Raw genomic sequence first — 19702 nt, forward strand, 5'->3', positions numbered from 1 at the left:
GTGGCGGGGGCCTGCTGAAATGTCCACTGGCCTTCCGGGTCCTCGTGCCTATCTTTGAGCCTGGTGTGGGAGGCCGGCTGAAAACCGGCCTGGGGAGTCATGGCCGCCGTGCGCGGGAGGCTGCGGTGAAGAAGACCGCCCGGCCCGGTGGCTCTCGACGCCGCCAGAGCAGCGAGGACGCCATTCTCGATTTCTTACCCGGGGTCTTCTACCGCCTCGGCACCGGCAAGACCGACACCTACTCCGAAGGTATCGATACGCTGACCGGGTACGACGGCGAGCGCCTCCTGGCCGGCCGCCCTCCACTGCTCGATCTGGTCCATCCGGACGACCGGCAGCGGGTGGAGGCCGAGCTGAAACGCGCGGCCCGGCAACGCCGCGGCTATCACCTGCGCTTCCGCCTGCTTTCCCGTTCCGGCCAGGTGCATCACGTCAGTGACCGGGGGTGCTACAGCGAGACGAACTCCGGTGCGGTCTACCGGGAGGGGCTGCTGGTCGACGAGTCCGAATCGATCTGGGCCCAGCAGACCATCAACCAGCACGCGGACAGCCTGGCCGCCCTGGCCGAACAGAAGGGTTTTTCCATGCGGTTGCTGCAGGCGGTTACGGCGGCCTGCGAACTCTTCGTACTGGCGCGCAGCGAGAAGGGGGTGCTGGAGGTGGCCGCGGAGGCTCTCTCCCGGCGCTGCTCGCAGCCCTACGCGGCGGTCTTTCTGGTCCAGGACCGGCCTCCTGCGGCGGGTTTCTCGCCGACCGGCCTGCCGCGGGTGGTGGAGGAAGCGGCGCGTGCGGGCCGGGCGGCGGACCAGGGTGGGCATCCCGCAACCTGTCCGGAGCTGCTCGAGAAGATCCTTCCCCGGGTTCTGACCCGGGTCGAGAGTGTGGCGCTGCGGGAGCCCGGTCTTCCGGGCAGTGAATCCTGGCGGCGGGAGTGGGAGATCCGTTCGGCGGTCGCCGTTCCGCTGCTCTACCAGGGACAGTCCACGGGGGCTTTGTTCATGGCTTCCGATCGCGAGGACCTGGAACCGGCGCGGCCCGCGATCGAGTTGCTCGCCCGGCAGGTGGTGGCGGCCTTGATCGCCGTGCGTCGGGGGCGGCAACTCGAAACCGAGGCCCGTCGCCAGGCCGTGGAAATCCGTCGCCTCGAGGAAGTGCGCGAGGATCTGGATTCGGCGCGGCGGGAAGCCGAGGAGCGCAGCCGGCGCAAGAGCCGCTACCTGGCCCACCTGAGTCACGAGATTCGCACGCCACTCAACGGCATCCTCGGGATGGCTTCCCTGCTGGCCGAGGGCTCCCTCGACGCCGAGCAGCAGGATGCCCTGGAGACGCTGCGGGGCTGCGCCGATTCCCTGCTGGAACTGCTCGACCAGGTCCTCGAACTCAGCCGTTCCAAGGCGGGGGCGCTGAGCGTCGATCCGTCGCCCTGCGACATCGTCGACCCGGCCGAGGGCGCGGTGGCCACCCTCCTCGGACCCGCGCGGGGCAAGGGCCTGCGGATCGAGCTGGTGTTGGAGGACGATCTGCCCGGGCAGGTGCTGGTCGATGCCTGCCGCGTACGCCAGATCCTGGTCAATCTTCTGGGCAACGCGGTGAAATTCACCGACCAGGGGCGCGTCGTTCTACGGGTGGGCAAGGCGGCCGGACCGGCGGGCGAGGACGAACTGCGCCTGCTGGTGGAAGACACGGGTTGCGGTATTCCTCCCGGCCATCTCGAACGCGTCTTCGAGCCTTTCGAGCAGACCGAAGAGGGGCGTCGTCGGCAGGGGACCGGGTTGGGGCTGGCCATTTGCCGGGAATTGGCGGCCGCCATGGGCGGCGAGCTGCAGGCGGAAAGCCGGCTCGGGGAAGGAAGCCGCTTCTGGCTCCAGATCCCTCTGCGTGGTGAGCCGGCCTCGCCGTCCGCACGGCTCCACGCCGCTTCGGGAACGCTGCTCTACGCCAGCTCGGATCGCCTGACCCGGGAAGTGGTCTCCGGCCTGGCCTGGCGCGTGGGCGCGCGTTGCACGCGGATCCCCCGGCTCGACGCCTTCGAGGCCACGCTCGGAGAGCTGCGCGGGGCCGGCCGTCGGGCGCGCGTGGCGCTGGTCGACGGCTTCTTCGAGGGCGCGGAGTCTCTGGCGCGAGCGGCCCGCCGTCAACGCCTGTCCCCCTGGCTGCTGTGGACCGACCCCCGAGCCGGGGCTCCCGGGAGGGAAGGGATCTGGGACGGGGTCGTGCGCACGCCGCTGCTTCGGGGCCATCTGGAGCGATTGTTGGCCGGGGAGGGGGGGCGAGACCCGGACAGCGGTCCGGTCGCGGAGGCCCGGTTGGCAGGGGTCCGGGTGCTGGTGGTCGACGATGACGCCGTCTCCCGCAAGCTGATCAGCCGCCTTCTGGAACAGGTCGATGCCGAGGTGGTGGTGGCCGGCGATGCGGCGGAGGCACGCCGCCTCTTCGCCGACGGGGCGTTCGGGCTGGTTCTGGCGGATTGGAACCTGCCCGATTCGGAGCCCGGCGCGCTGGCCTCCGAGCTGCGGGAGATCGACCGTCGGGCGGGCCGCAGAAGGACTCCCATGGTGCTCTGCAGCGCAGACGAGGTGGAACGGGAAGCCTGGGCCGCGGCGGGCCTCGACGACGCCCTGTCCAAGCCCATCACGGCGCAGCGGCTCTACGAGACGGCGGCCGCGTGGGCGGCGGAGACGATCGGCGTCGGTTGATCGGGTTTGGAGGGGGGGAAGCTGGCAGGGCTACGGGGATTCGAACCCCGGTTTCATGGCTGAGAACCACGCGTCCTAACCCCTAGACGATAGCCCCGCCTGGGCCGTCCGTCGGACGGTGCGGCAGATTATAGAGGGCGCCCGGCGGGTGTCAAACCCGGCTGTGGCGGTGCTATTCTTCGGCGGGGACGCGAGGACCGGCCCGGGGGCGACCCCCGCAGGAGGGAGGCAGCGGCATGAGCGACTTCCCGAGAGAGGAACACGCCCGTTTCGAGGAGTCTCCCCTCACGCGCAGCGAGTACATCCAGGCGATGGTTCACTTCTACCGGGGCGAGATGAATCGCTCCAACGTCTGGCGCCAGCGACTGGACAACACCACCAACTGGGCCGTGGTGACCTCGGCGGCGATCATCACGTTCTCCTTTTCCGAGCCCTCCCAGACGCACCTTTTGCTGGTGGTCTGCAATTTCCTGATCCTCGGTTATCTTTTCATCGAGGCGCGGCGCTTTCGTTACTTCTCGGTCTACCGCGCCCGGGTCCGGATGCTCGAGGAGAATTTCATTCTGCCCATCGTCACCCGGAACCTGGTCTCCCCCAAGCCCGACTGGCGGGAGTTCGTGGCGATGGACCTGGACGTTCCCAAGTTCAAGTCCACGCTGGTGGAGTCGCTGGCCCTGCGGGTGCGCTACAACTATTTCTGGATCTTCTCGACGCTCTTTCTCGCCTGGTTGCTGAAGGTCTGGCTGCATCCGGAGCCGTCGCTCTCCTTCGCCGCCTTCTACGAGCACATGGCCGCGCCGCCCCTGCCGGGGTGGGCGGTCCTGGCCGTGGCCGCGTCGTTCTACCTGGTGATGACGCTTCTTTTCCTGCAGGCCGGGCGCGTGCCCGCCACCAGCGAGGACGAGGTTCACGGCTACGAGGCCGACCGATCCCACTGGAAGCTGTAGCGGACCGTGGCGGGGCCGGGTCGGTCCCCGCTACGGAGCGTCGGTCATGCTCTCGAGGGTCAGCGGGCCGCCTTGATAGCCTTCCGGGACACTGTAGAGGCCCGCGGGAGGGTCGAGCTGCTCGACACTCCGGACCTCTTCGATGGTGCGGGATTTCGAACCCATGTACTCGGTGACGGTTTCCTGGTAGACCCGGTAGCCCCGGATTTTGCTCATCTCCTCGACGAGCCGATCGAGTTCTGTCTGCATGACGAAGAGGGTGGCCGTCAGCATCCGGGTCGCGGCGGCCGGCAGGGGAATCTGCTCGGAGGCCCAGATCACCGAGTGGGCCTTGAAAGTCGCCGAGCTCATTTCCATGTCGTAACGACGGCAGTCGAAGCCGGAGATCTTCTTGGTCTCCGAGCCGGGAGTGACGTGGACCTCGATCTTCATCCTGTCGATCATCGGTTCGATCATCGGCCACATGGGGTCGGGCACGATGTTTTTCAGGCTGATCGGCAGGTCCGTCACGCTGTAACGGCGTTCCTCGGGGTGGAGAATGTAGAACCGCTGCTCGTCGAGCCGGATCAGCATCACCTTCTTGCCCAGATCCGTGCGCAGCCGGTCTTCGCCCAGCCAGAGGGTGACGGTCTCTTCCCGGGCGGGCTCGCTGTGCCCCATCACTTCGGAGGCCTCCGTGCGCCGGACTTCGACGATCTTGGTGTCGGCCAGGGTCGGCGCGGCGAGGATGGCGGCGAGCAGGAGGGCGGGCATCTTCATCGTCACTTCCTTCCGGCCCCGCGCTGGGGGCCTTGTGATGCTGCCATGGCCCTCTCGCCGCGGCCAGCGGCCGGCGGCGAGAAGGGGCGCGTCCCGAGCCCGCCGCGGGGGGGGCTGTCCTGCGCGGGTTCGTCGGGACATACTGGGGCCATGAAGACATCGGTCCTGGTTCTCGCCGTGCTCTTACTGGGGGTCTCCTGCGGGAAAAAGGCGGAAAAAGCCGAAAGCCTTCCGCCGCTTCCGCCCTTGCGGCACTTCGTCGGCGCGGCTCTGCTGCGGCAGCATCTCGAACGGGGACACGCCCTGCTCATACTCGACATCCGGCGCGAGGCGGACTACGCGGCGGGCCATTTGCCCGGCGCGGTCAACCTGCCCCTGGCCGAAGTGCGGCCGGATCCCACCGGGCGCCTGCCGGCGGCGCGACGCCGGAAGATCGGGGAGGCGCTCCGCCGGGCGGGAGTCCGTCCCGGGCTACCGGTCGTGATCACCGGCGGCGCGGGGCGAGGGGGGTTTCTCGACGCGGCCCTGGCTTGCTGGGTGATGGCCCTGGGAGGTGTCTCCGACTGCCACGTTCTCGAGGGCGGAACATCCGCCTGGGCGGTGCTGGGAGGAAGCCTGGTCACCGATCGCTTCGCCCCGCTCCGGGTGGAGGGGGCCACCGCGGAGATCCCCATCGATCCGCCGGCTCTCGCCGACATCGACGGGATCCGCGAGGCGACGGCTTCTCCCGACACGGCCCTGGTGGACGTTCGCGAGCAGGCTTCCGAGCGCATACCCGGGGCCTACGTCTTGCCCCTCTTGCGGGCGATCGACAGCCGGGGGCGGGTCGATCGCAAGATGCTGGACGATCTGCTCGCCGGTTCGGGGGTACTGGCCGAGGCGGCGGCGATCGTGATGGGCGAAGGCATGGAGGACGGGGCCGCCGGCTGGCTGCTGCTCTCCCGCGGGGGAGGGCTGGCCGGGGCGAAGCTTTTCCCGGGCGGGGTCAGGCGCTACCGGACCTTCCCCGGTCTGCCCCTGGCCCCCGCCGGCGCCGAGTAGGGCGTCTTCCCTCATGACTTCCGGTCGGGCTTTTTCTTGACGACCCGCCGGTCGACCCTTAATCTTTGGCCCCGCGCTGGGGAGTCGTCCAATGGCAGGACATGCGGCTCTGGACCGTAGAATCGGGGTTCGAATCCCTGCTCCCCAGCCACTTCCCTCTCGGATGATCGTCCAGTACGATGCGCGCGGCCCCGGGCTCGCTGCCGGGGGAGCCGGTGTGCCGGGCCCGGGTTCCGGGCTGGCCGTCTCGGTCCGAGGTTCCCGCTGGGGAGTCGTTCAATGGTAGGACAACGGTCTTTGGAACCGTGAATCGGGGTTCGAATCCCTGCTCCCCAGCCAACCTCCGGCCTCAGTCCACGTAGCCCAGGGCCCGCAGGGCGTCGAGGGCCTCCCCGTCCAGTGGCTGCCGCTCGCTCTCCAGGGCCAGGGTCTGGTGCTCGCGACGCACCGCCCGCATCTTCTCCCGCAGGCGGCGAAGCCGGTCGGGCCGGGCGGGGCCCAGATCGTGTTGCTCGAAGGGGTCCTGCCGGACGTCGAAAAGGTAGCTCGCATCCCGCCGGTTCAGCTTGTCCTCCACGATGTGCAGGACCTTGAGCGGGCCTTCCCGGTAGGCGAAGGTGATGCCCTTGGAGGGATAGACCAGTTCGCTGTAGGCCCAGCTCCAGCCTCCCGCCGCGTCGCCGTTCCGGGCCAGCCTCCAGAAGGAGCGGCCCTGGGGGGCGAACTGGCGGGGAGCCGGCAGGCCGGCGGCTTCGAGCAGGGTGGGGGCCAGGTCGGTCAGAGAGACCAGTGCGTCGCGGTGCCCCGGGGCCAGGCCGGGGGCCCAAAGGACCAGGGGCACTCGCACGCACTCCTCGAACACCGTCACTCCGTGTCCCGTAAAGCCGTGCTCGTGGAACTCTTCACCATGGTCGGAAGTCAGCACCACGATGCTGCGCTCGAGCAGGCCACGCTGCTCGAGCAGGTCGAGCCAGCCCCCGAGGATGCGGTCGGTGTAGTGCACCTCGCCGTCGTAGCGTCCGCGGGCCCGGGTGCCGAAGAGCAGGTCTTCCACCGGGGGCATGTAGGGATAGTGGGGATCGGTGGTGTGGATGTAGGCGAAGAAGGGACGGGGATCGTCCGCGGCCAGAAAGCGGCGGACTTCGTCGTCGATGGCTCCCACCGGCACGTAGTTGAGTTTGCCGGGAACGTCCGGGGGGGAGTCGACCTTCTTGTCGAAGAAGCGGAAGGTGTCGAAGCCCTGGCCGGTGCCGAACTGCGGGTGCACGGCGAAGTTGGTGACGAAGGCCTGGGTGCGGTAGCCCCCGGCGCGAAAGACCTCGGCCAGGGTCATGGCCTGCTCGGGCAGCACGTGATCCTTGTCCTGGACGCCGTGGGCCGCGGGGTAGAGGCCGGTGAAGAGGCTGACCACCGCGGGGCGGGTCCAGCCCGCCGGCGTGGTCGCCTGCCGGAAGACCACCCCGCGGCGGGCCCAGCGGTCCAGCTTGGGCGAGGTGTCTCGCGGGCAACCGCCGAAGCCCAGGGCGTCGGCCCGCAGAGTATCGACCAGCAGGACGATCACGTTGGGTCGGACCGGCATGGAGGACGCGGGCCCGGTCGGCGTTCTTCCGTCGCCGCAGGCGGCCATCGAGGCGGCCGCGATCAGCAGCGTCCAGCGTGCTGGGCTCCGCAGCGGGTCCCGGATCGAAAAAAGGCTCGTCATCGTTCATCCTCGGCCACCCTGAACGAGGCGGCTCTGCTATATTACGGCTCCTTCGGGGCAAAGCCGTCCCCAGGGAGGAAAGCTGATCATGGCCCGAGCCAAGAAGAAGACCGTCCGCAAGAAGGCCGCCTCAGCCTCATCCGCCCGGAAGAAGGCGGCGACGAAGAAGGCGACCCGGAAGAAGGGTGTCCGGAAAGCCACGGCCAAGAAGAAGGTCGCCAAGAAGAAGGTGGCCAAGAAAAAGGTCGCCAAGAAGAAGTTGGCGAAGAAGAAGGTGGCCAAGAAGAAGGTGGCGAAGAAGACGACGAAGCGGAAAGCCACCCGCAAGGCCGCCGCGAAAAAGAAGGTGGTGAAGAAGAAGGCCGCCGGGAAAAAGTCCGGGACGCCCGCCGGGAAGAAGACCAAGGCCCCGGCCGGCCCGAAAAAGAAGGCCACCCGCAGGAAGGCCTCCGCGGTGACCATGAAGAAGGCTGCGGCGGTGGCGGCTCCTGACGCCCAGGCCCGCACCACCATACGGCGCAGCGCGACGCCCTCGGCGCCCATCGGCGGGCAAGCGCCGGCGCCGGCGGTGGTCCGCCCCCAGGCGGCGGCGGCGCTCAGGCCCTCGGCTTCCACCGTGATTCGCCGGATCCGGGATCACTAGCCGCCCGTCGGCAAGGTTCTGTCGATCCGGGGGCTGGGATTTCATGCCCGTGCTCCCGGCGGGAGTTCGGTGTCCCGGGCGGGAGGGGGCTTTTTCGGCGGCCTGCCGGCCCGTCTCCCGGCGGCAGGCCGCAGAAGCGCTGCAGAAGCATTGACAGCCCCTCGGGCTGCCGCTAGGATGCACCGTCCCGGCGCCCCCCGGCGTCGGAACCGTCCGGCATGGGGCCGTAGCTCAGCTGGGAGAGCGCGTGACTGGCAGTCACGAGGTCAGGGGTTCGATCCCCCTCGGCTCCACCATCCGAAGCGCGAAATCGACTGCTCGATCGACTGCGCCAGGCGCGGGCCTCAGGGGGTCCGTTTTTCGTCGTTCACACAGCGCAACCGCGTGCCGAGTTGCACCGACAGGCGGATCTCTTCGGCGGGGAGATTCGGCGGAAAGAGCACACCGCCGACCTGGGCGTGGTGCAGGGAGGCCCCGTCGAGCCGCGCCTCGGAGAGATCGACGCCGCGCAGGTCGGCGCCGCGGAGGTAGGCGCCGCGGAGGTCGGCCCGTTTGAGGTGGGCCTGGCGCAGATCCACGCTGCGCAGGTTGGCCTTGACCAGGTCGGGGACCTGGCTCTTGGCCATCACGTTGAACTCGTCGATCCGTTCTTCGCGAAGCAGGGCGCAATGAGGCTTGGTGGCGGAAAGGGCCATGAGACTTCCTCCACGGCGACTGATCGGCCCGATCCGGGCCCGACTTGAGCGCGCCGATCCCACCGGGTCCCGGGCGGGTCAAGGTCCGGGGCAGGTGATCGTGTGGGCCGACCAGCGGCCGAAGGCGCCCCGATTCTCCGCCCGGCAGCCGAGTTGCACCGCCGCCTCGGCCACCAGGCGACGGTGAACCGGTGAGGCGATCCACGCCCGCGCCAGGGGGGAGCGCTGCTCGAGGCTTCGCATCCACTGGGCCAGGGCGCGGGGATCCTTCTCGTGATCCGGCCCCCTGCGGACCTGCAGATCGAGGTAGAAGGACAGGCCCCAGGCTGGAGGACCGTCGAGGAAGACCAGCTCCTCCACCCCGGCCGGTACGGTGCGCTCGATCCACCGGGCCATCAGGCGGTCGTCCCGGTCGCCGCCATGGTTCGCGGAGAATACGAACAGCGAAGCGATGGCCACGGTCCAGGCCGCCAGCGCCCCCTGGGCGAGGCCGGAAGGAAAGCCTTTGCCCAGTCCACGTTCGATCCACAGTGCCGCCGGCACCAGCAGGGGGAGCACGTAGAGGTGCAGGCGGGAGCGGCTGAGGGAAAAGACCAGCAAGGGCAGCAGAAACCAGGCGAGCAGCAGCAGGTCGGTGTCGGTCCGGCGGGCCCAGGGTCCGAGGCCTTGTCGAGCCAGGCTGCGGGCCTGTCTCCAGCCCCGACGCAGCAGGATCCAGGTCCAGGGCAGAGTGCCGGCGAGCAGGGCCGGCAGATAGACCTTGAGGGGCCCGTACCACTGGGGATTGCGATCGTGCCCCGCGCTGAGCAGGCGGGCGGCCACCTCGTCCCAGAGGAAGTAACCCAGCAGGGCCGGCTGGCCGATCACCACCACCGCGAACCAGGACAGGGCGGTGGTGAGGAAGACCACCAGGCCGAGGGGATCGATCAGCCAGTTCCATCCCCGGCGCCCGAGGCCCGCCCAGGCGGCCAGGCCCAGCAGGGGGAGCAGGGCCGGGGGCCCCTTGGTCAGGAAGGCCAGCCCGAAGGCCGCCCATCCCAGCACGCTCCACAGTCGCCTGGCGTCCGGCGCGCCCGCCGTGGCCGCGCCGATCAGTCCAGCCATCCCGGCGGTTTCGAAAAAAGTGAGCAGGGAATCGGTGGTGACGATGTTGCGGGCCAGGAAGGGTAGCAGGCAGGTCCCGTAGACCAGGGCCGCCCGCCAGCCTCCTCCGCCCAGCCGCCTGGCGATCAGGGCCACCAGGGCCAGGGTCAGCAGGAAGGCCAGGTTGGCGGGCAGGCGGACGGCCCACTCGTGGCGTCCGAACAGCCCGACGGCCGACGCGATGGCCCAGTAGGTCATCGGCGGCTTGGTGTAGTGGGGCTGTTCCGGGTGCAGGGCGGGGTGCAGCCAGTCACCCGAGCGCAGCATCTCGAGGGCCACCTGCACATAGCGGCCTTCGTCCGGCTCCCACAGGGCACGCCGGCCCTGCAAGGCCACGCTGGAGGCGATCAGGGCGAAGACGAGAAGGACCCCCGCGGGTAGGCGCTGCGTGCTGGACATGCCGTCGTGGTCCTCCCTCGCCGACCGGCGTCGCAGTATAGCGCCGGCTGCCGGCCCGGATCACGCGGAGCCACCGGGGTGGATACGCTGACGGGTCGACCGGGCCGAGTCCTCAGCTTCGCGGCAAGGCCCGCTCCCAGCAGCACAGGGCCAGCAGGGCCCAGAGCGTCCCCTCCCGGGGGCCGTGAAAGAACTCCGGATCTTTGTGGGCGAAATCGCCGAGGCCGGGAAGAGCCTCGGCGAGGGGGGGCGAGGCCTCCAGCAGTTCGAGCAACCGCCGGCGTTCTTTCGGTCGCGAGAGGGCGCCCCGCAGGTTGCCGTAGTTGAAAGTGCGCTTCTTGCGTGTGGTGATGGCGGGGTCGAGGCGCCCGGCGGACCAGCGGCGCAGCAGCAGCTTGGTGTTGGCGTGGCCGGGCCAGCGGCTGATCAGCAGGTCCCGGGGGGCGGTCAGGGCGAATGCCACCAGGTCCCGGTCCAGGTAGGGCAGGCGCAGTTCGGCGGACGAGTCCATCGATACCGAGTCGGCGAAGGAAAGGATATTGGAGGCGAGGAAGGTCTCGAGCAGGACCGTGCGCATGCGCTGGAGGTCGGGCCCCTCGGCGGCGAGGCCCTCGTAGAGCCTGTCGATGGTGCCCAGGTAGGGTTCGCGGGGCTCACCGCCGACCAGCCCGCGCAGATCGTCCAGGGGCAAGGGGCGGTGGATCAGGTAGCGGCCGGCCTGGGGCACCTGGGCGGGACTCGCCGCCAGCAGGCGTCGTTTTCTCTCTTCCAGTGACTCGGGGCCGTAGGTGTAGCGATCGATCACCCCGTCGATCACCGGCAGGGGCCAGCGGCCGAGGCGGCGCAGGGCCGCGAGGCGGAAACGCTCCTGGCTCAGGCGATAGCCCGCCAGCACCTCGTCTCCCCCGTGGCCGCAGAGAAAGACCACCGCCCGCTCGCGGGCGTGGTGGATCATCAGCCAGGTGGGCAGGCTGGCTCCGTCGCCCACGGGCTCGGCGAGCGAGGCGAAGACCCGGGGCAGGACCTGGAGGATCTCCTCGGGTCGGGCCTCGATCAGCTCGGCCTGGCGCCGGGCTTGCTCGCGAAAGGCGCGGCCCTCGTCCGTCGGGTTGTCGGTGGCGGGAAAGAAGGTCAGGGCGCGGACCCCCGAACCCAGTTCGTTCAGGCGGTGATGGAGGGCCTGGGAGTCGATGCCGTCGCTGAGCAGCAGCGCCACGGGGCGATCGCTGACCAGGCAGCGCCGGCAGGCCTGGGCCAGCAGGGCGTCGAATTGTTCGACGGCTTCCCGCACGTCGCGTTTCGACGGGCGGGACAGGCTCATCCGTCGCGCCGGATGCCACCAGCGGCGGGATTCCACGCGGTTGTCCTCGAGGACGAGCAGGTGCCCCGGCGGCAGTTTCTGCACATCCCGCAGGATGGTGCGGGGCGCGACCACGTAGCGCAGGGTGAGGTACTCCTCGAGGGCGCCGCGGTCGATGTCCCGGGGTACCCCCGGGGCGAGCAGGAGCGCTCCCAGGGTCGAGGCGAAGGCGACACGGCCGGCGTCGGCGTGGAAGAAGAGAGGCTTTTCGCCCAGGCGGTCGCGCACCAGCCAGGTGCGCCGGGCCCGGCGGTCGTGGAGGGCAAAGGCGAAGGGGCCGACCAGGCGGTCGAGGGCGGCTTCGCCCCAGCGTTCCCAGGCCGCCAGCAGGATCTCCGTGTCCGAGGTCGAACGCAGCTCCCGGGGATCGAGTCCCAACTCTCCCAGCAGCTCCCGGTGGTTATAGATCTCACCGTTGAAGCTCACCACCAGCCGTCCGCCGGGAGAGACCATCGGCTGGCGGCCGGAGGGGGAGAGATCGATGATGGCCAGCCTTCGGTGCCCGAGGGTGACCTGGTCCTCGCCGATCAGGCCCTGGTCGTCCGGACCCCGGTGGACCATGCCGGCCAGCATCCGCTCGACGGTCTGCGGGTCGTCCCGCTCAGCGCCATCCCGTCGCCAGATACCCGCCACACCGCACATCGGCTCCACCTTTCTCTGCTAGGTCGGTACGATCGGTCATGATCGCAGATCCCCGGCAGCGGGGGCAGCGCTTTTCCCGGCCTCCTGCAGCCGAGGGATTTCGCGGTACCTTTCCAGGCCTGCCGGAAGCACGGGAGAGGGCCTTGATGACGATGCGCGCCTGGCTGGACGAACTCAAGCGGTGGATTCTGCGGATCTGGGCCGGGGCGGCGGCCTGTTTTCTGCCGTTGCTCCTGGTCGGCTGGGCCAGCGGCCGCAACTGGCTGCTGGGTGCGGCCTTCGCCATGCTGCTGGCCTACACCCTTCCTTTCACCCTCCTGCTGACCTCCCGCCTGTTGCGCAGCCGCTGATCGACCCGGTCCCGGTGTGCCCGCCGGCGGCCCCGGGCCATTCCTGCCGGAGGTGTTCCCATGGGTTTGCCTCGCTCCGCGGCCGCCCTGGCCCTGGTCCTGTTCTCCGTTGCGGCGGCCGAGCCGATCCGGGCGCCCCTGCCGCCCCAGGCGCCATGGCACGGGGCCAGCGAAGCCCTGATCGTGGCGGCGGACGACCCGTGGATCACTCCCGCCGAGGCCAGCGGCTTCGAGCGCAGCGCCTCTCTCGAAGCGATGGGAGCCTGGCTCGAGCGCCTGGCCCGCTTCAGCGGGAAGGTGAGGTTGCTCAGCCTGGGCGACAGCCCCGAAGGCAGGAGCCTCACGCTGGTACTGGCCAGCGCCCGGGGAGCGGCGGATCTCCGGACCCTCGCCGCCGGGGGCAAGCCGACCCTCTTCGTCCAGGCCGGGATCCACGCCGGAGAGATCGACGGCAAGGACGCGGGCCTGATGCTGCTGCGCGACCTGGTGGTGGGCGACGAGCAGGCTCTTCTCGAGCAGTGCAACCTGCTCTTCCTGCCCGTGTTCAACATCGACGGCCACGAGCGCCGTTCCGCCTGGTCCCGCATCAACCAGCGGGGACCGGAGCTGATGGGTTGGCGCACCACCGCCCGCAACCTGAACCTCAACCGGGACTACGCCAAGGCGGACAGTCCGGAGATGCACGCCCTGCTGGGGCTTCTCGCGCGCTTTCCCGTGGACCTCTACATCGACGTCCACGTCACCGACGGCGCCGACTACCAGTACGACATCACCTTCGGCTGGAATGGGGCCCACGCCTATTCCCCGGCCATCGCCGGTTGGCTCGACCACCGGTTGGCGCCGGCCTGGAATCGGGCTCTCGAACGGGCCGGGCACGTTCCCGGACCGCTGATCTTCCTCGTCGACCGTCTCGATCCCACCCAGGGCATCCGGGGCTGGACCGCTTCGCCACGCTATTCCCACGGCTACGGGGACCTGCGCCATCTGCCCACGGTGCTGGTGGAGAACCACTCTCTGAAGGACTTCCGCCGGCGGGTGCTGGGCACCCGGGTCCTGCTGGCCGAGGCGATGCGCGTACTCGGAGCGGAGGGCGCGGCGTTGCGTCGGGCGGTGGCCGCCGATCGCGACCGTCGTCCCGCCGTGCTGCCCCTGACCTGGGAGGAGCCGGCCTCGCCGCCGGAACGCATCACCTTTCTCGGCGTCGAGCCCCGGGTCGAAGTGTCGCCGATCAGCGGCGACAGGGTGGTGCGCTGGACCGGTGAGCCCTGGCGTGGCGAAGTCCCCGTGCGTGCGGCCACCGAACCGGCCATCGTCGTCCGGCGGCCGGCGGCCTACTGGGTCAGCGCCGCCTGGAGCGATGTGATCGAGCGCCTGGCGCTCCATGGCGTTCGCTTCGAGCGCCTGGCCGAGCCCCGGAGAGTGCAGGTGGAGATGTTGCGCTTCGGTGAGCCGGACTTTGCGGGCCGGCCCTTCGAGGGTCGCCTGAGAGTCGGCGCGCCCTACACCGTCGAGCGTCGGCGTTGGACCTTTCCCGCCGGCTCGGTGCGCGTGCCCACCGACCAGCCCCTGGGAGACCTGGCTATCAGTCTGCTCGAGCCGGAGGGGCCCGACTCCTTTTTCCAGTGGGGTTTTTTCCCGGAAATCTTCCAGCGCACCGAGTACGCCGAGGCCTACGCCCTCGAGCCCCTGGCCCGGCGCATGCTCGAGCGGGATCCCGAAATCCGGCGCCGGTGGGAGCAGGCGCTGGAGACCGACCCGGCCCTGCGGGGCGATCCTCGCCGGCGCCTGGAGTGGTTCTACCGGCGCTCGCCCTACTACGACCAGCGCCACCGCCTCTACCCCGTGGCGCGGGAACTTCCCTGAACGCCACCCGGTCTCCCGTCGGCGGCGTGCGCAATCCGGGCTATCATGCGGCTTTCGTGCCCGGCCCCGCCCCCCGGCGGGATTTTCTGGCGCGCCCTGTGAGGAGGGAGCGATGGCGTTGCAGCCCTGGTTTGCGCAGTTACTGGTCTGCCCCGAGTCGAAAAAGCCCCTGGTCTACTTCCGGGAAGAGAACTTTCTCTTCTGCCCCGAGTCGAAGCTCAAGTACCGCATCGAGGACGACATCCCCGTGTTGCTCGTGGACGAAGCCGAGCGGTTGAGCGACGAGCAGGCCGCCGAGGTGCTCGCGGCGGCCCGCGAGCAGGGTCTGTTGAGTTGAGGGCTGCACCCCAGGCCGGGCTTGGGTTCCGGCGGAGTCATCGATGAGCACCTACGACTACCGGGCGATCGAGCGGAAATGGCAGCGGATCTGGGAGGAGCGGAAGACCTTCCGCACCGCCGGACCGGGAGAGGAGGGTTTCGACGCCTCCCGGCCCAAGTTCTACGTGCTCGACATGTTCCCCTATCCCTCCGGGGCCGGTCTGCATGTGGGACACCCGCTGGGTTACATCGGCACCGATATCGTGGCCCGCTACAAGCGGATGAAGGGCTACAACGTCCTTCACCCGATGGGATTCGACGCCTTCGGGCTGCCCGCCGAGCAGTACGCGGTGGAAACCGGCGTTCATCCCCGTGTGACCACCGAGAAGAACATTTCGAACATGGTGCGCCAGCTCAAGGGCTTTGGCCTGGGCTACGACTGGGACCGGCGCCTGGCCACCATCGAACCCTCTTACTACCGCTGGACCCAGTGGATCTTCCTGCAGATCTGGAAGAGCTGGTTCGATCCCCAGGCGAATCGGGCTCGTCCCATCGAGGAACTACGCGCCCGTCTCGAGGCCGGAGAACTCGAGGTGGACGCCGAGGGGCGGGTCGTGCCCGCCGGCCGGGGCGGGCGCTCGTGGGACGCGATGGACGAACGAGCCCGGCGGGAGGTGATCGACAGTCATCGCCTGGCCTACCTGGCAGAAGTCCCGGTGAATTGGTGCCCGGAGCTGGGAACGGTGCTGGCCAACGAGGAGGTGACCGCGGAGGGGCGTTCGGAGCGGGGCAACTACCCCGTCTACAAGCGTCCCCTGCGCCAGTGGCAGCTGCGCATCACCGCCTATGCCGAGCGCCTGATCGCCGACCTCGACCTGGTGGACTGGCCGGAGCCGGTCAAGCAGATGCAGCGCAACTGGGTCGGGCGCAGCGAGGGAGCCCTGGTGAACTTTCCCCTCGAGGGGGATGAGCGCCGGCTCCAGATCTTCACCACTCGCCCCGACACACTCTTCGGGGCGACCTACATGGTGCTGGCGCCGGAGCACCCGTGGGTACCCGAGATCACCACCGCCGCACAGAAGCAGGCGGTGGAGACCTATCGGCGGCAGGCCCAGGCGCGCAGCGATCTCGACCGCCAGGCGGACAGTCGCGAGAAGACCGGCGTGTTCACCGGCGCCTGGGCGATACATCCGCTGAGCGGGGAGAAGATCCCGATCTGGATCGCCGACTACGTCCTGATGGGATATGGGACCGGGGCGATCATGGCGGTGCCGGCCCACGACAGTCGGGACTTCGACTTCGCCCGTCGTTTTGGACTGCCGATCCGGGCGGTGGTGGAGCCGGACGCGGAATGGCTGGCGGCCCACGCCCCCCGGGGTGCGACCGGCGATCTGCGGGAGCGCTACCTGAACGACCCCGGCGAGTTCGTCGAGGCCTTTACCGGCCAGGGGCGTTCGATCGGCTCGACCCACCCCGGGATCGCCACCGACGGCCTGCCCACCGAGGAGGCGAAGGCCAGGATCGTCTCCTGGCTCGAGGAGCATGGGCTCGGCCGGCGGGAAGTGCAGTACAAGCTGCGGGACTGGCTCTTCTCCCGTCAGCGCTACTGGGGCGAGCCCTTTCCCGTGCTGCACGGGGAGGACGGCGAGATTCGCGCCGTGGACGAGGCCGACCTGCCGGTGGAACTGCCCGAGATGGAGGATTTCCGGCCTCCCGTCGCCGACGATCCCCGGCAGCCGCCCCAGCCGTCCCTGAGCCGGGCGCCGGAGGCGTGGAAAAAAGTCGTGATCGACGGTAAGACCTACCAGCGGGAGCTCAACACCATGCCCCAGTGGGCGGGTTCCTGCTGGTACTACCTGCGCTTCATCGATCCCCGCAACGACAGCCGCCTGGTCGATCCGGAAAAGGAACGCTACTGGATGGGTGAGCGGGGTGTGGATCTCTACGTGGGCGGTGTGGAGCACGCGGTGCTGCACCTGCTCTATGCCCGCTTCTGGCACAAGGTGCTCTACGACCTGGGTCATGTCTCCACCCCCGAACCCTTCGGCCGCCTGTTCAACCAGGGCTACATCCTGGCCTGGGCCTACCAGGACGAGCGAGGGGTGTACGTTCCGGCGGCGGAGGTGGAGGAACGGGAGGACGGAACCTACCTCTGGCAGGGCAAGCCCGTCACCCGGCACTACGGCAAGATGGGCAAGTCCCTGAAGAACGCCGTGGCCCCCGACGCCATCTACGAGGAGTACGGCTGCGACACCTTGCGGCTCTACGAGATGTACATGGGGCCGCTCGAGACTTCCAAGCCCTGGATCATGCGCGACATCGTCGGCATCAGCCGTTTCCTGCACCGGGTCTGGCGCAACTTCGTCGGCGACGATGGCGCACTGAAGGTCAGTGATCAGCCGGCGTCGCTGGAACTCCGGCGCCTGCTGCACCGCACCATCCAGCGGGTGAGCCAGGACATGGAGAATCTGGGGATCAACACCGCCATCGCGCGCCTGATCGAGCTGAACAACGCCCTGGTGCCCGTCGATGCCCTGCCCCGTGAAGTCGCCGAGCCCTTCGTGCTGATGCTCGCGCCCATGGCGCCCCACCTAGCCGAGGAACTCTGGGAGCGCCTGGGTCACGAGGACTCCGTTGCCACGGCGCCGTGGCCGGGGTGGGACGAGCGGTACCTGGTCGAGGAACAGGTGGAGATCGTCGTCCAGGTCACGGGCAAGGTGCGGGGACGGGTCCGGGTCGCCGCCGAAGCCGACGAGGCGGCGGTGCGGCAGGCTGCGGAGGCCGACGAGCGCATCGCGCGGCATCTGGCGGGCAAGACGGTGCGGAAGGTGATCTACATTCCCGGTAAGCTGATCAACATCGTGGCCACCTGAGTGCCGGCCGTTGCCGACGGGAGGAGGATGCCGTGTCCCAGGTTCCAGACGATCGTCAGATCCTCGAGCGCCTGCGCAACGACGAGCCGGGAGCTTTCGATCTCTTCGTCGATCGATTCGGTGACCGGATCTACGGTTTTGGCCTGCGGATGTGCGGGGAGGTGGAAGACGCCCGGGACGTGTTCCAGGAAACCCTGCTCCAGGCCTACCAGAAAATCGGCCAGCTCAAGCATCCCGAGGCGCTGAAGTCCTGGCTCTACCGGGTGGCTTCCAACGCCTGCCTGATGAAGCGCCGGAAGGGCAAATTCGAGCCCCGTCGTGAGTTGTCCCTCGACGAGTTGATGCCCTCCGGTCGTGAGGGGCTGCGCGTCGAGATTCCCGACCCCGGTCGGCTGCCTGACGAGGAGGCCGCCTCGGGGGAACTGCGGGAACTGCTGCGGGAGGCCATCGCCGAGTTGCCGGAGCACTACCGTATCGTCCTCGTGCTGCGCGACATGGAGCAGCTTTCCACCCGGGAGGTGGCCGAGGCGCTCGATCTGGCTGAGACCGCCGTCAAGATGCGCCTCCACCGGGCGCGGCTGATGGTGCGTCAGCGCCTCGAGGAACTGCTGGCACGCCGTGTCGGCAAGGGGGAGGCCTGATGGGCTGTGATCACCGGCATGGAGACCTGAGCTGCAGGGAGATCTTCGCCATGCTCTCGGAGTATCTCGACGAGGAACTCGACGCGTCCGTCTGTTCGAGGCTCGAAGAGCACCTCGAGGACTGCCCCCCCTGCGTGGAGTTTCTCGACTCTCTGCGTCGCACCGTCGGCTTGCTGCGTGCCGAGGGGAGGGTGGAGCCGGCGCCGGAAGATCTGCGCCGGGAGTTGTCGGCCGCTCTCGGCCGGCTGGAGCCTCCCGGCTCTCGGTGACCTCCCGCCGGAATCTGCATCTTCCTGGGCAGGGCGGACAGTCGCCCGGGAGGTGCTGATGACCATCAACCGTATGCTGCGCGCGATCGCCGGCTTCTTCGTTCTTCTCTCGGTGGCCCTGGGCTACTGGGTCAGCCCCTGGTTCCTGCTCTTCACGGCCTTCGTGGGGCTCAATCTCTTCCAGTCCGCCTTTACCAACTGGTGCCCGATGATGGCGATTCTGCGGGGCCTGGGGGTCCGCGAAGGCTGATCCCCGGGTTTCACCGAAAGACGAATGCCCGGCGAAACCCTTCCGGTCCCAAGAGGAATTCCCACGGCCCCGGAGGAAAGTCGTTGACAGGGCGAGGTCCCAATTTCAAGATTGCCTTTCGATAAGTCTTCCCCGCTGCTCGAAGGGAGAGATCTGATGGGACGCTCGGGACGGAATTCGGGACGGAAGTGGTGGTTTGTCGTAACGGGATGGCTTGCGCTCACGGCGCTGGTCACCGTGGGGTGCGCCAGTTCGAAGCGGGTCAAGGTCGATGAATTCCCCCAGACCGTCGAGGCGGTGGTGGAGGCTACGCCTTCGGAGCCCGATCGGATCGACTTTCTCGACGTCGAGCCTTGGACTCTCGAGCCGGGGCAGTCGGCCACGGTGACGCTCGAGGCCACGGCCGAGCGACGGGCGGAAGTCGTGCTCAAGGGCCTCGATGGCGCTGCGGCGGGACGCTCCGTCGTGGTGGAAATGAAAGCCGCCGGCGAGGGCCGCTACACCGGCCGGGTGACAGCCGGTGAGAACCTGCCTCCCGGCAAGTACCGGATCGAGGCCAGTCTGCTCGGTGGGCCCACGGGTGAGCCGACGCGCCTGGTTTCTTCCCGGGCGCTGACCGTCGCCGCGCCGCCGCCGCCGGTGGATCCCTGCGTGGAACTGGCCGGGAGCCTGGCGACTCCGGTGATTCACTTCGATTTCGACAAGTACGACCTCGACGATCAGGCACGGGCCTACATCCGCAAGCTCGCGGCGAGCCTGAAGGAGATCGCCCCCCGGGTGGCCGGCCTGACGGTGGAAGGGCACTGCGACGAGCGGGGGACCGTGGAATACAACCTGGCCCTCGGGGCTCGCCGGGCCCTGGCCGTACGCGACGCGCTGCTGGCCGAGCCCGGCATGGACGGCCTGGCGGTCTCGACTCTCAGCCGCGGCGAGGAGCAGCCCCTCGTGCCCGGAGCTCGCACCGAGCAGGAGCATGCCCGCAACCGGCGTGCGGTACTCGTCCTCGAGTGCAGCCCGCGGAACTAGCGGCGCTCTCCCCGCATCATGACCAAGGACCCGCGACTCGTCGCGGGTCCTTTCTCGTTCACCGTGGAGCGAACAATGTTGTTCC

General features: G+C 69.0%; 17 protein-coding genes and 4 tRNA genes. 15 read left to right on the top strand and 6 right to left on the bottom strand.

Annotation, left to right across the window (positions count from 1 at the left end; genetic code table 11):
• Positions 1-125: 125 nt before the first annotated feature.
• The gene (locus tag Q9Q40_04775) at positions 126-2696 is read left to right on the top strand and encodes an ATP-binding protein (protein ID MDQ7006525.1); all 2571 of its coding nucleotides are present in this window, start codon (positions 126-128) and stop codon (positions 2694-2696) included.
• 22 nt (positions 2697-2718) lie between these two features.
• On the opposite strand, the gene Q9Q40_04780 is transcribed toward Q9Q40_04775, so the two are convergent.
• Positions 2719-2793: transfer RNA gene (locus Q9Q40_04780), tRNA-Glu, on the bottom strand.
• Between the two features lie 139 nt (positions 2794-2932).
• Between Q9Q40_04780 and Q9Q40_04785 the strand changes: the two genes are divergently transcribed.
• The gene (locus Q9Q40_04785) at positions 2933-3643 is read left to right on the top strand and encodes a DUF2270 domain-containing protein (GenBank protein ID MDQ7006526.1); all 711 of its coding nucleotides are present in this window, start codon (positions 2933-2935) and stop codon (positions 3641-3643) included.
• A 30-nt stretch (positions 3644-3673) separates the two neighbouring features.
• Here Q9Q40_04785 and Q9Q40_04790 read toward each other — a convergent pair whose 3' ends face one another.
• Positions 3674-4402: a DUF4412 domain-containing protein gene (locus tag Q9Q40_04790; protein MDQ7006527.1), complete on the bottom strand. Its 729-nt coding sequence runs from the start codon at positions 4400-4402 to the stop codon at positions 3674-3676.
• A gap of 150 nt (positions 4403-4552) precedes the next feature.
• On the opposite strand from Q9Q40_04790, the gene Q9Q40_04795 reads away from it, so the two are divergent.
• The 3 genes from Q9Q40_04795 (at position 4553) to Q9Q40_04805 (ending at position 5782) form a co-directional block, all read left to right on the top strand.
• Positions 4553-5443 (top strand): rhodanese-like domain-containing protein, encoded by an 891-nt coding sequence (locus Q9Q40_04795; GenBank protein MDQ7006528.1) that lies wholly within the window; start codon positions 4553-4555, stop codon positions 5441-5443.
• 77 nt (positions 5444-5520) lie between these two features.
• Positions 5521-5594: transfer RNA gene (locus tag Q9Q40_04800), tRNA-Gln, on the top strand.
• A 114-nt stretch (positions 5595-5708) separates the two neighbouring features.
• Positions 5709-5782: transfer RNA gene (locus tag Q9Q40_04805), tRNA-Gln, on the top strand.
• 10 nt (positions 5783-5792) lie between these two features.
• Here the strand turns inward: Q9Q40_04805 and Q9Q40_04810 are convergent.
• Positions 5793-7145: a sulfatase gene (locus tag Q9Q40_04810; protein ID MDQ7006529.1), complete on the bottom strand. Its 1353-nt coding sequence runs from the start codon at positions 7143-7145 to the stop codon at positions 5793-5795.
• An 88-nt stretch (positions 7146-7233) separates the two neighbouring features.
• On the opposite strand from Q9Q40_04810, the gene Q9Q40_04815 reads away from it, so the two are divergent.
• Positions 7234-7788 carry a histone H1 gene (locus Q9Q40_04815; protein ID MDQ7006530.1) on the top strand — a complete coding sequence of 185 codons (555 nt, stop codon included), beginning with the start codon at positions 7234-7236 and terminating at the stop codon, positions 7786-7788.
• A gap of 220 nt (positions 7789-8008) precedes the next feature.
• Positions 8009-8084 (top strand) — tRNA-Ala (locus Q9Q40_04820).
• A gap of 48 nt (positions 8085-8132) precedes the next feature.
• Here the strand turns inward: Q9Q40_04820 and Q9Q40_04825 are convergent.
• The 3 genes from Q9Q40_04825 to asnB all read right to left on the bottom strand — a co-directional run bounded on the left by Q9Q40_04825 (position 8133) and on the right by asnB (position 12027).
• A complete protein-coding gene (locus tag Q9Q40_04825; protein ID MDQ7006531.1) occupies positions 8133-8483 on the bottom strand; it encodes a pentapeptide repeat-containing protein in 351 nt (116 codons plus the stop codon).
• A gap of 78 nt (positions 8484-8561) precedes the next feature.
• Complete coding sequence (locus tag Q9Q40_04830) at positions 8562-10025, bottom strand: glycosyltransferase family 39 protein (GenBank protein ID MDQ7006532.1); 1464 nt, start codon at positions 10023-10025, stop codon at positions 8562-8564.
• A 112-nt stretch (positions 10026-10137) separates the two neighbouring features.
• The gene (gene asnB / locus Q9Q40_04835; protein ID MDQ7006533.1) at positions 10138-12027 is read right to left on the bottom strand and encodes an asparagine synthase (glutamine-hydrolyzing); all 1890 of its coding nucleotides are present in this window, start codon (positions 12025-12027) and stop codon (positions 10138-10140) included.
• Between the two features lie 146 nt (positions 12028-12173).
• Here asnB and Q9Q40_04840 point away from each other — a divergent pair, with 146 nt between their 5' ends.
• From Q9Q40_04840 to Q9Q40_04875, 8 genes are all read left to right on the top strand, one after another.
• On the top strand, positions 12174-12377 hold the full coding sequence (locus Q9Q40_04840; protein MDQ7006534.1) for a hypothetical protein: 204 nt from the start codon (positions 12174-12176) through the stop codon (positions 12375-12377).
• Between the two features lie 60 nt (positions 12378-12437).
• Positions 12438-14240 (top strand): M14 family metallopeptidase, encoded by a 1803-nt coding sequence (locus Q9Q40_04845; GenBank protein MDQ7006535.1) that lies wholly within the window; start codon positions 12438-12440, stop codon positions 14238-14240.
• Between the two features lie 112 nt (positions 14241-14352).
• The gene (locus Q9Q40_04850; protein ID MDQ7006536.1) at positions 14353-14577 is read left to right on the top strand and encodes a Trm112 family protein; all 225 of its coding nucleotides are present in this window, start codon (positions 14353-14355) and stop codon (positions 14575-14577) included.
• 43 nt (positions 14578-14620) lie between these two features.
• On the top strand, positions 14621-17431 hold the full coding sequence (leuS, locus tag Q9Q40_04855; protein MDQ7006537.1) for a leucine--tRNA ligase: 2811 nt from the start codon (positions 14621-14623) through the stop codon (positions 17429-17431).
• 32 nt (positions 17432-17463) lie between these two features.
• Entirely contained in the window at positions 17464-18072 is a 609-nt protein-coding gene (locus Q9Q40_04860; protein MDQ7006538.1) for a sigma-70 family RNA polymerase sigma factor, read from the top strand.
• Complete coding sequence (locus Q9Q40_04865; GenBank protein MDQ7006539.1) at positions 18072-18341, top strand: zf-HC2 domain-containing protein; 270 nt, start codon at positions 18072-18074, stop codon at positions 18339-18341. The genes Q9Q40_04860 and Q9Q40_04865 overlap by 1 nt, the downstream gene beginning before the upstream one ends.
• A 58-nt stretch (positions 18342-18399) precedes the next feature.
• Complete coding sequence (locus tag Q9Q40_04870) at positions 18400-18591, top strand: DUF2892 domain-containing protein (protein ID MDQ7006540.1); 192 nt, start codon at positions 18400-18402, stop codon at positions 18589-18591.
• A gap of 156 nt (positions 18592-18747) precedes the next feature.
• The gene (locus tag Q9Q40_04875; GenBank protein ID MDQ7006541.1) at positions 18748-19617 is read left to right on the top strand and encodes an OmpA family protein; all 870 of its coding nucleotides are present in this window, start codon (positions 18748-18750) and stop codon (positions 19615-19617) included.
• Positions 19618-19702 lie beyond the last annotated feature (85 nt).

Source organism: Acidobacteriota bacterium (genome assembly GCA_030949985.1).
In the GTDB taxonomy this organism is placed as follows: Bacteria; Acidobacteriota; Polarisedimenticolia; order J045; family J045; genus JALTMS01.

What these genes read in the sequence shown, in the direction of transcription:
- Q9Q40_04785 (MDQ7006526.1), top strand. Translation starts at nt 2,933, where the DNA reads ATGAGCGACTTCCCGAGAGAGGAACACGCCCGTTTCGAGGAGTCTCCC.
- Q9Q40_04790 (MDQ7006527.1), bottom strand. Translation starts at nt 4,402, where the DNA reads ATGAAGATGCCCGCCCTCCTGCTCGCCGCCATCCTCGCCGCGCCGACC.
- Q9Q40_04795 (MDQ7006528.1), top strand. Translation starts at nt 4,553, where the DNA reads ATGAAGACATCGGTCCTGGTTCTCGCCGTGCTCTTACTGGGGGTCTCC.
- Q9Q40_04810 (MDQ7006529.1), bottom strand. Translation starts at nt 7,145, where the DNA reads ATGACGAGCCTTTTTTCGATCCGGGACCCGCTGCGGAGCCCAGCACGC.
- Q9Q40_04815 (MDQ7006530.1), top strand. Translation starts at nt 7,234, where the DNA reads ATGGCCCGAGCCAAGAAGAAGACCGTCCGCAAGAAGGCCGCCTCAGCC.
- Q9Q40_04825 (MDQ7006531.1), bottom strand. Translation starts at nt 8,483, where the DNA reads ATGGCCCTTTCCGCCACCAAGCCTCATTGCGCCCTGCTTCGCGAAGAA.
- Q9Q40_04830 (MDQ7006532.1), bottom strand. Translation starts at nt 10,025, where the DNA reads ATGTCCAGCACGCAGCGCCTACCCGCGGGGGTCCTTCTCGTCTTCGCC.
- asnB (MDQ7006533.1), bottom strand. Translation starts at nt 12,027, where the DNA reads ATGTGCGGTGTGGCGGGTATCTGGCGACGGGATGGCGCTGAGCGGGAC.
- Q9Q40_04840 (MDQ7006534.1), top strand. Translation starts at nt 12,174, where the DNA reads ATGACGATGCGCGCCTGGCTGGACGAACTCAAGCGGTGGATTCTGCGG.
- Q9Q40_04845 (MDQ7006535.1), top strand. Translation starts at nt 12,438, where the DNA reads ATGGGTTTGCCTCGCTCCGCGGCCGCCCTGGCCCTGGTCCTGTTCTCC.
- Q9Q40_04850 (MDQ7006536.1), top strand. Translation starts at nt 14,353, where the DNA reads ATGGCGTTGCAGCCCTGGTTTGCGCAGTTACTGGTCTGCCCCGAGTCG.
- leuS (MDQ7006537.1), top strand. Translation starts at nt 14,621, where the DNA reads ATGAGCACCTACGACTACCGGGCGATCGAGCGGAAATGGCAGCGGATC.
- Q9Q40_04865 (MDQ7006539.1), top strand. Translation starts at nt 18,072, where the DNA reads ATGGGCTGTGATCACCGGCATGGAGACCTGAGCTGCAGGGAGATCTTC.
- Q9Q40_04870 (MDQ7006540.1), top strand. Translation starts at nt 18,400, where the DNA reads ATGACCATCAACCGTATGCTGCGCGCGATCGCCGGCTTCTTCGTTCTT.
- Q9Q40_04875 (MDQ7006541.1), top strand. Translation starts at nt 18,748, where the DNA reads ATGGGACGCTCGGGACGGAATTCGGGACGGAAGTGGTGGTTTGTCGTA.